Source organism: Bacillus sp. EKM206B, from assembly GCF_011066015.1.
Classification (GTDB): domain Bacteria; phylum Bacillota; class Bacilli; order Bacillales; family Bacillaceae; genus Bacillus; species Bacillus velezensis.
Genome location: NZ_JAAMNL010000008.1, coordinates 109,749 through 124,716, shown reverse-complemented (window position 1 = coordinate 124,716; position 14,968 = coordinate 109,749). Strand labels below are relative to the sequence as shown.

The 14,968-nt window shown below is 43.6% G+C and carries 16 protein-coding genes; 4 read left to right on the top strand and 12 right to left on the bottom strand.

The annotated features are described in order from the left end of the window. Positions 1–21 precede the first annotated feature (21 nt). From cah to G9F50_RS15380, 3 genes are all read right to left on the bottom strand, one after another. The gene (gene cah, locus G9F50_RS15390) at positions 22–978 is read right to left on the bottom strand and encodes a cephalosporin C deacetylase (protein WP_025284201.1); all 957 of its coding nucleotides are present in this window, start codon (positions 976–978) and stop codon (positions 22–24) included. A gap of 140 nt (positions 979–1,118) precedes the next feature. Continuing rightward, the gene (locus G9F50_RS15385) at positions 1,119–1,679 is read right to left on the bottom strand and encodes a shikimate kinase (RefSeq protein WP_038456909.1); all 561 of its coding nucleotides are present in this window, start codon (positions 1,677–1,679) and stop codon (positions 1,119–1,121) included. Between the two features lie 125 nt (positions 1,680–1,804). After that, entirely contained in the window at positions 1,805–3,115 is a 1,311-nt protein-coding gene (locus tag G9F50_RS15380; protein ID WP_060563051.1) for an MFS transporter, read from the bottom strand. 219 nt (positions 3,116–3,334) lie between these two features. Here G9F50_RS15380 and G9F50_RS15375 point away from each other — a divergent pair, with 219 nt between their 5' ends. Further along, positions 3,335–4,123 (top strand): sugar phosphate isomerase/epimerase family protein, encoded by a 789-nt coding sequence (locus G9F50_RS15375; RefSeq protein WP_060563050.1) that lies wholly within the window; start codon positions 3,335–3,337, stop codon positions 4,121–4,123. A gap of 130 nt (positions 4,124–4,253) precedes the next feature. Continuing rightward, positions 4,254–4,538, top strand: coding sequence for an antimicrobial peptide LCI (locus tag G9F50_RS15370; RefSeq protein WP_007409062.1), 285 nt, complete (start codon positions 4,254–4,256; stop codon positions 4,536–4,538). 50 nt (positions 4,539–4,588) lie between these two features. Here the strand turns inward: G9F50_RS15370 and nadE are convergent, their stop codons facing one another. Both nadE and G9F50_RS15360 read right to left on the bottom strand, forming a co-directional pair. Continuing rightward, positions 4,589–5,407, bottom strand: a complete 819-nt coding sequence (gene nadE, locus G9F50_RS15365; RefSeq protein WP_007409061.1) for an ammonia-dependent NAD(+) synthetase — start codon at positions 5,405–5,407, stop codon at positions 4,589–4,591. A gap of 134 nt (positions 5,408–5,541) precedes the next feature. Then, positions 5,542–6,138 (bottom strand): DUF1989 domain-containing protein, encoded by a 597-nt coding sequence (locus tag G9F50_RS15360; RefSeq protein ID WP_060563049.1) that lies wholly within the window; start codon positions 6,136–6,138, stop codon positions 5,542–5,544. A gap of 124 nt (positions 6,139–6,262) precedes the next feature. On the opposite strand from G9F50_RS15360, the gene G9F50_RS15355 reads away from it, so the two are divergent. After that, a complete protein-coding gene (locus G9F50_RS15355; protein WP_032857841.1) occupies positions 6,263–7,591 on the top strand; it encodes an amino acid permease in 1,329 nt (442 codons plus the stop codon). A gap of 1 nt (position 7,592) precedes the next feature. On the opposite strand, the gene G9F50_RS15350 is transcribed toward G9F50_RS15355, so the two are convergent. The 3 genes from G9F50_RS15350 to G9F50_RS15340 all read right to left on the bottom strand — a co-directional run bounded on the left by G9F50_RS15350 (position 7,593) and on the right by G9F50_RS15340 (position 9,576). After that, positions 7,593–8,354, bottom strand: a complete 762-nt coding sequence (locus G9F50_RS15350) for a YqcI/YcgG family protein (protein WP_038456905.1) — start codon at positions 8,352–8,354, stop codon at positions 7,593–7,595. Between the two features lie 67 nt (positions 8,355–8,421). Further along, complete coding sequence (locus G9F50_RS15345) at positions 8,422–9,051, bottom strand: LysE family translocator (RefSeq protein WP_003156625.1); 630 nt, start codon at positions 9,049–9,051, stop codon at positions 8,422–8,424. A gap of 63 nt (positions 9,052–9,114) precedes the next feature. Continuing rightward, positions 9,115–9,576: a MarR family transcriptional regulator gene (locus G9F50_RS15340; RefSeq protein WP_003156626.1), complete on the bottom strand. Its 462-nt coding sequence runs from the start codon at positions 9,574–9,576 to the stop codon at positions 9,115–9,117. Positions 9,577–9,689: 113 nt separating this feature from the next. Here G9F50_RS15340 and G9F50_RS15335 point away from each other — a divergent pair, with 113 nt between their 5' ends. Continuing rightward, positions 9,690–11,222, top strand: a complete 1,533-nt coding sequence (locus tag G9F50_RS15335; RefSeq protein ID WP_015239110.1) for an MDR family MFS transporter — start codon at positions 9,690–9,692, stop codon at positions 11,220–11,222. 491 nt (positions 11,223–11,713) lie between these two features. Here the strand turns inward: G9F50_RS15335 and G9F50_RS15330 are convergent, their stop codons facing one another. From G9F50_RS15330 to G9F50_RS15315, 4 genes are read right to left on the bottom strand one after another with little or no spacing between them, the layout of a single operon-like run. Next, a complete protein-coding gene (locus tag G9F50_RS15330; RefSeq protein WP_060563048.1) occupies positions 11,714–12,451 on the bottom strand; it encodes an ABC transporter permease in 738 nt (245 codons plus the stop codon). Continuing rightward, complete coding sequence (locus G9F50_RS15325) at positions 12,444–13,175, bottom strand: ABC transporter ATP-binding protein (RefSeq protein ID WP_060563047.1); 732 nt, start codon at positions 13,173–13,175, stop codon at positions 12,444–12,446. Before G9F50_RS15325 ends, G9F50_RS15330 begins: the two co-directional genes overlap by 8 nt. Then, entirely contained in the window at positions 13,172–14,191 is a 1,020-nt protein-coding gene (locus G9F50_RS15320) for a hypothetical protein (protein ID WP_060563046.1), read from the bottom strand. Before G9F50_RS15320 ends, G9F50_RS15325 begins: the two co-directional genes overlap by 4 nt. A 5-nt stretch (positions 14,192–14,196) precedes the next feature. After that, positions 14,197–14,967, bottom strand: coding sequence for a SagB/ThcOx family dehydrogenase (locus G9F50_RS15315; RefSeq protein WP_060563045.1), 771 nt, complete (start codon positions 14,965–14,967; stop codon positions 14,197–14,199). Position 14,968 lies beyond the last annotated feature (1 nt).

The following is a 14,968-nucleotide window of genomic DNA, read 5'->3' as shown; positions in this document are numbered from 1 at the left end:
TACTTGGGCTTTTCGCTATCGTCAGCCTTTCAGATGCGCTTTCAGAAAGGCCAGCTTTTCCGTATGGAAAGAAGGTATGTATTCATGTCCGAAATACCGGTAAACCTTCAATTCTTTTTCCGTTTCCAGATGATTGTACGCGGCAAATACCGTCGACGGCGGGGTCACACGGTCAATCAGCCCGATGGACATGAGCACCGGAACTTTTACGCGGTCCGCCAGATTCATGATATCAAAATAGGCCAGTGTATTCATCGCGGCCTTCTCCGTTTCGGGGCTGCCGTTCTTTCTGAAAAAGGAGTTAATCTCAAGATACGGCTCATCAAGAGCGACATCAATGGCCCGCTCAAAATTGCTTAAATAAGGATAATCGGCCGCAACCGCTCTCGGAATGTCAGATAGTGCCGCCGCGGCGATTGAAAGTCCGCCTCCCTGGCTCCCGCCGATGACGGCGATCCTCGTTTCATCCACTTCATCAAAGCCGCTGATGACTTCCAAAGCCCGGACGGCGTCTAAGTACACGCCGCGGTAATAATATGTATCTTTATCTAAAATCCCTTTCGTCATCCAGCCGGGAACGTGTCCGTGCGGTGAGACGCTTGTATCTGTGCTGCTGTGCTGGCCGCGGACAAGCATGCCGAACGCGGCATATCCGTGAAGCGCCCAATTTACGATGTCATGTATATCCCCGTCATAGCTCGCGTTATAGCCGTGATATTTCACGATGGCCGGATGCGGTCCTTGCCGGTCGGGAACGGCGTACCATCCCTCAATTTCCGCCTTGCCGAAGCTTCGGTATGTCAGCCGGAATACTTTCACGCCGTCAGCCGGGTAGCTTTCAGCTGTCAATTCAGGCTTTGCCTCTTCCTTTGCAAGCTCATGTAATGATGATGCCCAAAAATCCGAAAAGTCATGAGGAGCGGTTTTATTTGGTTTATAGGTTTGCAGTTGGTCGAGCGGCAAGTCGTATAATTGCATATCCGATTATTCTCCTTTGTTTTATAAGATTTAATTTTCTGACTCTATCTTAACACGATTTTACACTCATTTTCTAAACATTTTAATAAACGTTTGTTTAAAAACAAAAAAGCCGTGCGCTCACAGCGTCACGGCTCTTTTTACATCGGCTGATACAGGTCCCAGCCGATTTTTAACGTTTCTACGATATAATCGGCGATTTCTTCTGGTTCCAGATTATCCGTCGCCACTTTTGAATTATGTTTATCATAGATGCTTTGGCGCTCGTTAAAGAGCTGCTGCATTTCATCCATGGAACGGTTATGCAGAACGGGACGGCTTTCAATCAGCAGATCAGCCCGCTGCTTCCAATTCTCCCATGATAAATCAAGATGGAGCACGAGACAGTTTTCAAGGCAGCACTGTCTGATTTCCTCTTGTTTAAACGAACCGCCCCCAAGCGACACGATCTTGAATTTCGTATTACGGCAAATATCTAATATATAATCCTTTTCGGTCTGACGGAAAAAGGCTTCACCCTTCTGCTCAAACATTTCAGGGATGGACATATTGAAATCTTTCTCAATCTGCAAATCAATATCAATAAAGTCTCTGTATAGTTTCTTAGCGACCAGCTGGCCGATTGTTGTCTTTCCGACACCCATGAATCCGATCAGTACGATATTTCTTTCTCTTACGGGAATGGCACGTTTTGCGTTCATCTTCGGCGAAATCCTCCTAAGAAATGAAAAAGTTATGTTTATTATATGATAACTCAATATTGAAATATAGAGATAATGCAATAAAAGAAAACCCATCCTTTATAAGCAGAGATGAGTTTTTCTTTCTATCGGAGCTTAATGCGTTCCACCTTTCCGACAATGAAAATATAAGAAAATGCCCCGATAAATGCGACAGCGCCGACAAACAGAATCGCTCCGTTATATGAACCGGTCGCAGAAACGATAAACCCGATGAGAAGCGGGGTGATAATGCCGGCCATATTGGCGAAAAAGCTAAAGACGCCCCCTGCCAATCCGATTGTTTCGCTTGGCGCGACCTCACTCAGCATCGTCCAGGATATATTGGACATGCCCTGCGCAAAAGAAGCAATGGATAAGATCGTCAAAACCGCGGGAGCAGAATCCGTAACATTCGCGAGCACGATGGAGCCTGTCAGCAGAAGACCGAGGATGACGGGCGTTTTCCGGGCAACGTTCACCGACACCCCCCGTTTCATCATGCCGTCAGACCAATACCCGCCGAACAATACGCCGAAAAAAGCGGCGATATACGGGATTGATGCGGCGAAGCCGACTTTTAAGAAAGCCATGTGCTTTGCCTCCGCCAGATAAGTCGGAAACCATGTCAAAAAGAAGAACAGCGTGGAGGCTACGGCGAATTGGCCGATATACAATCCGACAAGCTTGCGGTATTTTAGAAGCTGGACGAAATCCGCCCACGATATCCTGCCGGCTGCATCAGACACCTCAGTCAGTCCGCCGCCTTCTTTAATATAATCAAGCTCCTCACGATTCACTTTCCGATACCCGTTCGGCTCGTGATACATTTTAAACCAGAAAATGGAGAAAATAATTCCGAGCACCCCTGAGGAAATAAATACGGCGCGCCAGTCAAATGCCGTTAACACCCAGAATAAAACCGGTGTGGCAAACGCCAGCCCGACATATTCCCCCGCCGTATAAACACCCGTCGCAAAGGCGCGTTCCCGCCTTGGAAACCATGTCGTGACAATCCGGTTGTTTGCCGGAAACGCCGGCGATTCAGCTATGCCGATGAGCAGGCGGCAGCCGAATAGAAACCCGAAACTTGTCGCAAAAGCTTGTACTCCGGTAAAAACCGACCACACAAATAAAGAAATTCCGTATGTCCGTTTTGACCCGAATTTATCCAAAATGAGCCCGCCTGGAATCTGCATCCCCGTATAGGTCCAGCTGAACGCAGAAAAAACGATGCCCAAAAGCGCGGGGCTTAGGTTCAGCGAATGTTGAATGGATGGGCCGACAATAGATACACTGGCTCGGTCTATATAATTAATCGCAGTGATAAAAAACAAAAGAACCAATATCACATAACGAGCGCGAGTCGGTTTATTGCGGACGGGACTGAAGGCCCTCAGCTCCGTTTCTTTTTTCAATGGCTTCTCCCCCCTTACTCGAATGAAATTAATTGTACAACACTTCGGTTAATTATTTAATACTTTGACGCAAAAAAGCGTTAAACAATTTGTGTGCCGCACTGACCTGATGCAGACACACCCCGCTTATAAAAAAGTGTCTGCCCTTTTCACCTGTTTATCCGTATCGCACCCGGGGAAAAAGTACACATATGATAGACAGTTACGGGAGGATTATCGATGAAACTGAGTTTTTGCACGACAGGATTTAAGAAAAAGCATATTTTCGACATCATTTCTTTCGCGAAGGAGCACTCCTTTGAGGGAATCGAACTGTGGTACGGACACGCTAAACAATATATAGAGGAAATCGGCCCGCTCGACAGGCTTTATCAGCAGCTTCAGGAGGAAGGCATCGGGGTGCCTGCCGTCAGTTTGTACACTGACTTCGCCACTCAGGATGAAAGGCAGGCGTTAAAGGATGTTCAAAGGGCATTAAGCGCGGCACGACAGCTGCACAGTCCCTTGATCAGAGTCTTTGCCGGCAATCTTCCTTCGCACCGGACGTCACCGGAAAAGTGGCAACGTGCGGTTGATCAATTTCAGCAGGCGGCACGGCTCGCAGATGACTATGAAGTCGATATCGGGCTTGAGATTCATTACGATACGTACGCGGATACACCGGAGGCGGCGCTGGCATTTTTGGAGGATGTCGGACATCCGCGGGTCCGCACCATTTTTGACGGCTCCAACCTACACGTCAATCACGTTGACCAAATGTCCGCTTTGGAAAAACTGTATCATACCGTCAGCCACATTCATCTGAAAAACTATCACTGGAATTTTGACAACTGGTATCTCAGCAAGCCGGTGTCTGTTCTGCAAGGCGATTTACAGCAGGAACCCTTTCTGAAAGAACTGTTGAACAGGCAATACGGCGGATTCGTATCACTCGAATACTTCGGTCATCATGCTGAAGCGCATATGAAAGAATCCCTGAATGAGATCAGGCACTGCTTTAAGAAATAAAAAACATCCCCTCTGAAGGGATGTTTTTTCAAATTAAGAAAAAAAATTTAGAAATACAGAAGGTATTTTATGGATAATTATCTAATTATTAACATCGTAACACATTTCATTTGAAAAGGGAGTGCTCGAAATGAAATTCAAAAAAGTGTTAACCGGTTCTGCGCTGTCTCTTGCCTTACTGATGTCTGCCGCTCCTGCCTTTGCCGCATCACCAACAGCATCCGCATCCGCGGAAAATAGCCCAATCTCAACGAAAGCAGATGCCGGCATTAATGCCATCAAACTCGTTCAAAGCCCTAACGGCAATTTCGCTGCTTCTTTCGTTTTAGATGGAACAAAATGGATTTTCAAAAGCAAATACTATGACAGCAGCAAAGGGTATTGGGTAGGGATTTATGAAAGTGTAGATAAATAAAAATGAAATAAACAAAAAACCTCCCTTTCAAAAGGGAGGTTTTTTTCATTCTATTTCCACCAATCATCAAACATTGATGCCGGCACCTGGCGCTTATGCTCCGTACTGAGGTAGCGTTTTTCCAGCGCTTCAATCACTTCGGAAGAAACATCCTTGCCTTCTAAATAATCATCAATGTCATTGTATGTGATGCCGAGTTCGGTCTCATCAGTCTGCTGCGGTTTTTCATCAAGCAGATCGGCCGTCGGTAATTTCAAATACAGGCGTTCCGGCGCGCCGAGCTCTTCTAATAAACGTCTGCCCTGGCGTTTCGTTAATCCGGTCAGCGGCAGCAGATCAGCTCCGCCGTCACCGTATTTCGTGAAGAAACCGGTCACCGCCTCGGCCGCATGGTCGGTTCCGATGACAAGCAGCCCCTCTTGTCCGCCGATGGCATATTGAGCGATCATTCTCATTCTGGCTTTTACATTTCCTTTGTTAAAGTCAGACAGCTGATCGCCCGTGTCTTTTTTATACTGATCAGCGAACGCGCTGACAGCGGACTTAATATCAAATGTCCATGATTTATCAGGTTTAATGAATTTGAGCGCCAATTGGGCGTCATCCTCATCCTGCTGTGTGCCGTGCGGAAGACGGACGGCGATAAATTCAGCGTTTCCGCCTTCTTCTCTGATGCTTTCAGCCGCCAATTGGGCGAGGCGTCCCGCAAGCGTGGAATCCTGCCCCCCGCTGATGCCGAGCACAAAGCCTTTGGCACCTGTTTTTTTCAAATATTGTTTCAGAAAGTTCACTCTGTCCTCAATTTCTTGTTTCGGATCAATTGAGGGCTTTACATGGAGATCATTCATAATTTGTTTCTGGATGCTCATCCCAATCACTCCTCCTGCATTGTTTCTTTATGATCCATTTCCCGTTCATGCTGAAAATGAATCATGCCACTATGTACGACTCTCTGTTAAATATAGCACAGGTGCAGATTTTAAGTGAATCAAATACACCGGGATCAGCTGATTTCCACCCGCAGCGCCGTGATGCTGTCTCCGTTGCATTTTCCTTTTTCAATCGGACAGGATGAAAACGCCACGACGAGATCCATTTCCGCACGGAGCCGTACATAATCACCCGCGTCAGAAAGAGGCGTTTCGACTGATAAGTTCCCCTTCTCATCGAGCACCGTGTTCATAAAGATGGCAAATGGGTAATGCATATGCGGCCGCGGCACCCCGAACGGTTCAAGCGCCCCGCTCATATTGTCATAGCACGTATCCTGGAGCTCGTCTTTATGCTTTCCGTATAAAAGCCTGTTCATATCCGGACGGCAGGCGGGAAGCAGCAGGTCATGCTTGCCGACTGTATCCTCAATCAGCGTCAGCATCGGCTTGTATAAATTCGAATAAATATGATCACCCGTTTTTACTTGAATGGACTGGTTGGCATCAATCGTCGCGCCCTGATCAAGATGTTCATAAAAGTCCTTGGCATGATACGCCGTAAAATCAGCCACCTGCTGCCCTTCCACATCGACTACTTTTATAATCTGCCCTTTGTGAACCTTCAGGCCGAGCCCTTTTTTCGGCGGTACAATAAATTGCTGTGTCATCAGACTGCTCCTTTTTTTCTTCTATTATGAACTTCGGCCGTTTGTTTCATGTAAAGCAATTTATTGGATGTATATTCCCCTTCTGACGGCCGCAATCTAAGCTTTGATAAAGGGGTTGAACTTCATGAGTAAATCACAGGACCAGCCTAAAGGGAATCTCGCTTGGTGGCAGCTCTCCTTAATCGGCGTCGGCTGCACAATCGGGACGGGCTTTTTTCTCGGGTCCAGCATCGCTATTGTCAAAAGCGGATATTCCGCGCTGATCTCATTTCTTATTGCCGGGCTTGGCACCTATTTTGTCTTTGAGCAGCTCGCGAAGCTCTCGGCCAAACAGCCCGAAAAGGGGTCTTTTTGCGCTTATGCGAGAAAGGCTTTCGGCACTTGGGCCGGTTTCAGCAACGGATGGGTGTACTGGTCGTCCGAGATGCTGATCACTGGAAGCCAGCTGACAGCGATCTCGCTGTTTACAAAGCATTGGTTTCCGAATGTGCCGCTGTGGATTTTCGCCTCCATCTATGCGGTGCTCGGTCTTTTGATTATATTTACGGGGCTGTCCGTTTTTCAAAAAACGGAAAATGTGCTCGCTGTTGTCAAGACAGCGGCGATTTTTATGTTTATCGTGATCGCCATATTGGCGCTGTGCGGTATATTTTCTCATAAACCGGATGTGCAGGTGCCGAACGAATCAAAGGATTTGTTCCCGCACGGAGCGATGGGGTTATGGACGGGATTGATTTATGCATTTTACGCCTTTGGAGGAATTGAAGTCTTGGGGCTGATGACCGTGCATTTGAAAAAGCCGGAGGAAGCCTCAAAATCAGGCCGGCTGATGCTTGCCGTTCTTGCGGTGATTTACGTCATTTCTCTCGGCCTGGCGCTGCTGTTAGTGCCGCTGGGCAAATTCACCGAACAGGACAGCCCGTTTATTACATCGCTGAAGGGTTTTCATTTAGATATCATTCTTGATATTTTTAACGGGATTTTTATTATTGCGGGATTTTCCACGCTCGTCGCCTCGCTGTTTGCCGTGACGACATTGCTTTGTACGATGGCCGATGACGGGGATGCGCCGAAATGCTTCAGATTAAAGGAAAACAAAAAAATCTGCTGGCCTGCGCTCGGATTGACGTTTGCCGGACTCATCGTCTCCATCATCCTGTCATTGGTGCTGCCGAAAAATATATATGAACACATGACAACCGCGGCGGGCCTGATGCTTCTTTATACGTGGCTGTTCATTTTGTTCTCGGGCAAGAAACTGCTTGAAACGACAAAGATGGGAACCGTTCAGATTGTTATCGCCCTTGTGCTGATTGTTGCGGCCGTCTCCGGGACGCTGTTTGAGAAATCGAGCCGGCCCGGTTTTCTGGTCAGCCTTTGTTTTCTCGCCGTCATTGCGATCGTGACATGGATCGTACAAAAAAAGCAGGGACACAGCCCTGCCGGATCATAGCTTATTTCGTCGGTTTAAACAGTCTCTTCAAATAAGAAAAGGGACACTTTGACACTTGCGTCTCATCATCACGGAGGAAATATTGCTTCCATTCTAAATTGTCTTTTCCTCCGTACCACCCCAATCGGGGATGAAGAGGGGCTTCATCATACGCCTCTAAGCGTTTTCTGATCAGCCGGCTCATGTTTCGTCCGAAGGCGGTTGAATCATTTAATCCTTCGAAAACCCATCTCGGCTGAAACGCCAGCATAAAAAACGGGAAGCTTCTGCTTTGTCTCGCTTCATGCGCAGGCGTCGCGCACAGAATAAAATACGGCTCGCCGTCAAAGCAGAACTCCCATTTATAATGTTCAGGGTCCTCCGGTATGTCTTCCGGCCAGTCTTTCGGGTCGCAGCCGCTCAGCCGGTTTAAAAAAGACCAGAACAGTTCTTCATACGCCTCAACGGAATAATGCTCAGCTAAATCCTCAGGCGTATCAAAAATCACAAGCAGCGACGCGTATTTTCCGGTATTCCTTGAGATCTTTCCGTACTCGGACAGCAGCATCCCCACTTCCTCCGGGGTTCCCTCTTCGCGGGGATCACCCGCAAAGGATATCCGGAGCTGATCTGTCAAAAATCCCTGACGTCCCGGAATGCACGGAAACGCGTCCGCTTTATCACCTACTTTTTCTGATAGAAGCTCAAAAGCGACTCTCTGCCAATTTGGCAGATCCAACAACTTTTCCTCAAGGCAACTTTTTGTGTACAGCTCGCTTGCCATCAGCCCACCTCCAGTATCGTCAGGATACGTTATGATGGAGACAGGCGATGGGTGACAGTCCTTCTATTTATGAGATGAGCATTTGAATCCCCTGCCAGCCGAAATAAAATCCGAAAACGATCAAAGACACACCCGCCGCTCCCGTCAGCCAGCGAAGCGCTGTTTCATGAAGAAGATTTCTGAAAGTGCTCGCAGCGACCGCCATGCAAAAATCCCAGATCAAAATGCCGAGAAGAATGCCGGAGCTGTAAATCAAAAGCTGATTTGCATCGAAGGATTCAGCGGTTTTGGCGAGGATGCTCCCGTATATGCCGAGCCAGAATAAAATGCTCAGCGGATTGGAAAGAGAAATAAAAAATCCCGCGCCGAATGTTTTGTAAAAAGCCGGTTTTCCTTTTCCGCTTCTGACATTCATGGCTTCCCTTATATTTTTTAGCGTTTCGACTCCCGTATAGGTCAGCACGAAAAAACCGAAGAGCCACAAAAACGTTTTTACAAAAGGAGCGGTCAAAAATTGAGACAGCCCGAAATAGATCAGAATCATATACAGCCCGTCCGCGGCCATGGCGCCAAGACCGAAAATCCATGCATGCCAAAAGCCGTTTTTGATGCCTTTGTCAATTTGCGCCGCATTGACCGGTCCGACAGGTGCTGACAATGACAGCCCGAGAACGATGTAGCTTAAAAAGATGTTCATTGGCTTCCCCCTCATTCATGCAACTTGTACAAGTTATTCATGAATGGGCCGTGCTATGATATATTATTTTAATTTCTCAAGCTCGTCTTCCATCATGTCCGTCGCTTTTCCTAAAAAATCGAATATCAGCCGCAGTTCTTCTTCTTTATATTGCCGGCAAAGGCTGATCGTGGACTGGGATAAGGAGCTGAACAATTGCTTCACATTCGCTTTTCCGGCTGTCAGCGGCACGATGATCACCCGACGTTTGTCTTCGGGGTCTTTTTTCCTCATGACATATCCCGCTTTTTCGAGCCGGTCAATGAGCGCCGTTACCGAACCTGTGCTGAGGCCGGTTTTTTTCCCAAGCTCGCCTGCGGTCATCGGGCCTGCTTCATTTAAGATATCAGCTGATTTCAAATCGGTCGGAAACAGACCGAGAGATTGAGCGGCCGCCTGATGAAAAAGGATCGTCCTTGTGGCCATCTTTCGGAATAACTGTATCGCGGTTTCCTCCGTCTCGCTTCTGGTATTTCTTGTTGACAACTGACAGGCCTCCCTATAAAATCAATTTATCTTGACGATCAAGATAATTTTCGGCAAATCTAATATGATCATAGCAAATTTAATGATCAAAAGTAAGTATGGGAGGAAAAAGCATGGAACAAACAGCCGCGAAGGACGCCTCGACGAAGTTTGTCGTCATCGGTCTTTTGCTGGGCATTTTAATGTCGGCTATGGATAATACAATCGTTGCCACTGCGATGGGAAATATCGTGGCGGACCTCGGAAGTTTCGATAAGTTCGCGTGGGTGACGGCATCATACATGGTAGCCGTTATGGCCGGTATGCCGATTTACGGAAAACTGTCCGATATGTACGGACGCAAACGTTTCTTTTTATTCGGTCTTATTCTTTTCTTAATCGGATCCGCGTTATGCGGAATCGCCCAAACAATGGATCAGCTCATTATTTACCGCGTCATTCAGGGAATCGGCGGAGGCGCGCTGATGCCGATCGCCTTCACGATCATTTTTGATTTATTTCCGCCGGAAAAACGCGGAAAAATGTCGGGCATGTTCGGTGCCGTTTTCGGCCTGTCCAGCGTTCTCGGGCCGCTTTTAGGCGCGCTCATTACCGACTCCATCAGCTGGCACTGGGTGTTTTACATCAACGTGCCGATCGGTATTTTATCATTGTTTTTCATTCTTCGTTATTATAAAGAATCCCTTGAACACAAGAAGCAGAAAATCGACTGGGCCGGCGCAATCACGCTGGTGGTTTCCATTGTCGGTCTGATGTTCGCTCTTGAGCTCGGCGGAAAAACGTATGATTGGAACTCCGTGCAGATCATCGGTCTGTTCGCTGTGTTCGCCGTGTTCTTTATCGCCTTTTTTATTGTGGAAAGAAAAGCGGAAGAACCGATTATCTCATTTTGGATGTTTAAAAACCGTTTATTTGCTACGGCACAGATTCTGGCGTTCCTTTACGGAGCCACGTTCGTCATTTTAGCGGTGTTTATCCCGATCTTCGTTCAGGCTGTGTACGGAAGCACCGCGACAAGCGCGGGCTTTATTTTGACGCCGATGATGATCGGTTCTGTTATCGGAAGTATGATCGGCGGAATTTTCCAGACGAAAGTGCGGTTCCGCACTTTAATGCTGATTTCCGTGGTCGCTTTCTTTATCGGAATGCTGCTGCTTTCCAATATGACACCGGATACGGCGCGTACGATGCTGACGGTATTCATGCTGATCTCCGGATTCGGCGTCGGCTTCAACTTCTCACTGCTGCCGGCTGCGTCCATGAACGATCTGGAGCCGCGTTACCGCGGAAGCGCCAACTCAACAAACTCGTTTTTGAGATCATTCGGTATGACGCTCGGTGTGACGATTTTCGGAACCATCCAGACGAATGTGTTTACTAACAAGCTCACAGATTCATTCAGCGGCATGAAAGGAGCGGGCGGCGCGATGCAGAACATCGGAAATCCGCAGGAGATTTTCCAGGCCGGCACGCGCGCTCATATTCCGCCGCACATTCTGGATCGCATTATTGACGCCATGTCGCAAAGCATCACATATGTATTTACGCTTGCGCTGGCGCCGATCGTCATTGCGGCCGTTACCATTTTGTTTATGGGAAAAGCGAGAGTAAAAACCTCTCAGGAAATGGCGAAAAAAGCGAATTAACGAAGAAGATCGGGTTTAGTGAAACTTAATTATCCCCTATCAAGTAGAGATGGAATAGTATAGTATTTACCCACTTATAGGTGAGTTCATTAAATGCCTGATACTTATGCAATCAACATTTCTATACTTAAACTTTATAAGGGAAGAAATGCTATTTAACTTATAGTAAGCAAATTGTTGAACTACCCTTTGTCATAGGGCAACCATTCGTTCATGGCTGCTTTATGACTATCCTTTTTCATCGATTTTCCTGACATTGACGAACTGGATATTAGACACTCGTATATCATTTCTAATTGAGAATAATGTCCACTAAGCAAATTTGTCGGGCTTTGAATTTATAGATAATAGTTATCGAAAATACTCCCCTTAGGCAGGCAGATTAGGATAACATCTGCCTGTCTAAGGGGAGTATAATACCTCTAAACAATCCTGCTTTTTTATAGTGTAAATTTTAAGCCGCTAAAACAGCCAATACACAATTCTTTAATTTAGTATTCCTTAGAACGCGATTTTATATAGATTAAGCATATACATACGAAAATAACCAATACCAAATATGCTATCCCTTGCCAGTTGATTATCTGTTGCCAATTCCACACAGATAACAACAAATTTTTCATGTGATAAAATGGGTTTATATAAACAATATACTTAACAAATTCAGGAACAGACTCAATAGGAAACATAAGTCCGGATCCAAATAATACATATTGAAACATGACTATTGTATAAGGAAGAACTTGCCTTGAATTTTTAAAGAGATTATGAGTAGATAAACTAAACAACAAGGTTATACCGATTACAATCAGGAAAGTTAGAATGAATAAAAACATATGATCTGTCAAAATAGTATGGAAAACAAGTTTACCAACAAGCAATATCTCAATAAAACCAATTAACGAGATAAGAACCCCTCTAATAATATATGTAAGAATTACATGATATATTGTAATAGAAGACATAATTAAACGTTTATGAATTCCTCTTTCTTTTTCTGTTACATATTGAAGACCAATATTAAAAAACAATACGAGAAATGAGATTAATAAGCTGTAAATTGGAATATACGGACCAAAGTTTTCAGCTCCTCCAATCTGCTCTTTGAAAATAGACATAAAGACAAAAAAGAAAATCCCAGGCAGTATAAGAATTGGTAAAGCGAAAAAAGGTTCACGTAAAAAAACAACAAAATCATATTTACATAATTTAAATAAAGATTTACTCATTATGTGAAGACTCCCTTTCTAAAATAGCAAAATACACTTCTTTAAAATACGTACATTGATACTTTTCTTTTAACACTGTTGGAGAATCGAATTCTGCAATTTTGCCATCTTTTAGAATAAGAGAGCGGTCTGCGTACATATCCACTTCTTCCATAGAATGAGAAGACAATAAGATTGTTGTTCCGTTATTTTTCGCCAACTTAATAGCATCCCATAAATCTTTTGTCGCTTTAGGATCAAGTCCCGTTGTAGGCTCGTCCAGAAAAAGTAATTCAGGCTGGTTTAAAAATGCAGTAGCTAACAAAACTCTTTTCTTCCAACCCCCCGATAGTTTCTCATACTTTGTATTCATATGTTTTGTAAGCGAGAATAAGTTAACAACTTCATTGATTCTATCATTAGATATATCATAAAACGAGGCGAATAAGTCTAACACTTCTTTTGTTTTTAGGTATGCATACATCCCCCCCTCCTGAAAAACAACTCCGATCTTTGAACGCACTTTTTGAATATTAGATTCTTTATGTAAGTTATGACCTAATATTTGAACATCACCTGAATCGTATTTTTTCAATGTCATTAAAATTTCTAACATGGTTGTTTTCCCAACCCCATTAGGGCCTATTACTGCCACAATCTCGTTATTTTCAATAGTGAAGCTAATATCCTGCAGAACTTTTTTATCTTTATATGATTTGTTCAAACCTTGAGTAATAACTTTCATTTTAAAACCTCTCTCTTTAATTGGATTATCCTAGAGTTAAGAGAAAACTTATCAATGCAAAATACAGAATTTAAGGGAAGCTGAGCATCTTCAGACAGATACTTTAATGAATCAGCATTAAGATATGAGATAACCCGTTGAATCATTCCTGCAGATAAGAAATTTAAAACTGAAGATGGCGCCTTTGTTTCTTTATCGTAGTTAAAAAGAAAATCGGAATAAGAAACAGTTTCACCTGAGAATACTAAGGGACCGATCACTAACTCATTTTCATAAGAACCATAATATAGAATACCTTTATTTCTTGAGGATTCGATTCTATTAAATAGCTCTGGCAAAACATATTTATCTAGTATCTTGTTGTCAACAATATGAATCACGTTTTTTCCTGCTAATGTTTTAAAATCATATATTTTTTCAAAAATTAAAATCTTTGCTTTTTTGTCTTCCAGGTTATAATGGTCTTTCACACTATTTATAAAGTCCGGCACTTGCTGAAATGGACTTCTGCCTGAAAGAATATTTTCATATGGAGTTAATTTTTCCTTTAACGATACAATAAGTGTGACATCTATTGAGAGATTCATGAGCTGATGAAAAACAAGTAGATTTGTTTGGGATGCTCCCCACAAAAAAATTCGAGATGAATCATATTGGTGGTTGGATAATTGATATGTACTATAAAAGTGATTATAATTAATAATGTTTTCTCTCTCCAGTATTTTTGCATCAATCATTAAATCTTCGCTATTATTAGTACTGATAAACAAATCTGGATATCTGTTATATAATGAAATGATTATATTACCTTCAATAGAGGATTTTAATATTTGAAGTGATTGAAAATGCTGCCCCCAGCGATTAAAATCTACTTTCTCTAGTTTTTCCAATGAACTCATGCTAAATTTCAAAAAAACCATTTCTTTATTTTTATCATAAACAAATACTTGACTTGGATTTTGCGGATTTCGTATGATTTGATAGTTTTCTTTAAGTTTTATGAGCTTCTCAGACATACAGATTATCCCCCTAAGAGTGTATAAATAATCATTTTTGACGTATTATCTAAACCGAGTATTTGTTTTACTGTTTTTTCATAAAAGCCTCCTATAGGAATACTTGAAAGTCCAAGAGCAGCACTGGTAAGTAAAAAATTTTGAGCCATATGCCCAGCATCTAAATGAATAATTCTATATGTAAACTCAAGATATTTTGCAAATATATCCTTGTCTTCAGCTACCAAAAATAAAACAATTTGACATCCATCAATAGAAAAAAAACCCACATCAGTAGATGCACTAAAAGCTTTTAAATCATCAATATTAAAATCGCAGATTTCCACAATCTCTTGATGATCTATGTTATATTTATACACTTTCTCCTCTAACAAATTGCTATCTACACTTCTTGCTGTCGGCACAAAATAGACTTCTATGGGGTAAAATTGACCACCAGAAGGATATGTCCGCTTTTTTTCCCTAATATTACTAATACCAAAGCTATATGTCAATAACTGCTCTAACATTTCAAAAGTTAAATCCAGTTCAGAAAATACCCAGGAAGATCTTCTTTTTTTTAGCACTTCTGATAATTCCACTTCTAAAGAAGGCAAATTCTCTATACTTTTTAACTTATATTTCACTTTTGCACCAACACTGTCTAAGGAATGAATAGCATATTCCCTTCTTGGGGCATTTATCATCTGAATATGGGGGGCATGGTTTGATTGCAGATGATATTTTCTGTAAAGTGTATTTTCATAAGTAATTGATTGATTGAAGTTCCATTTCATT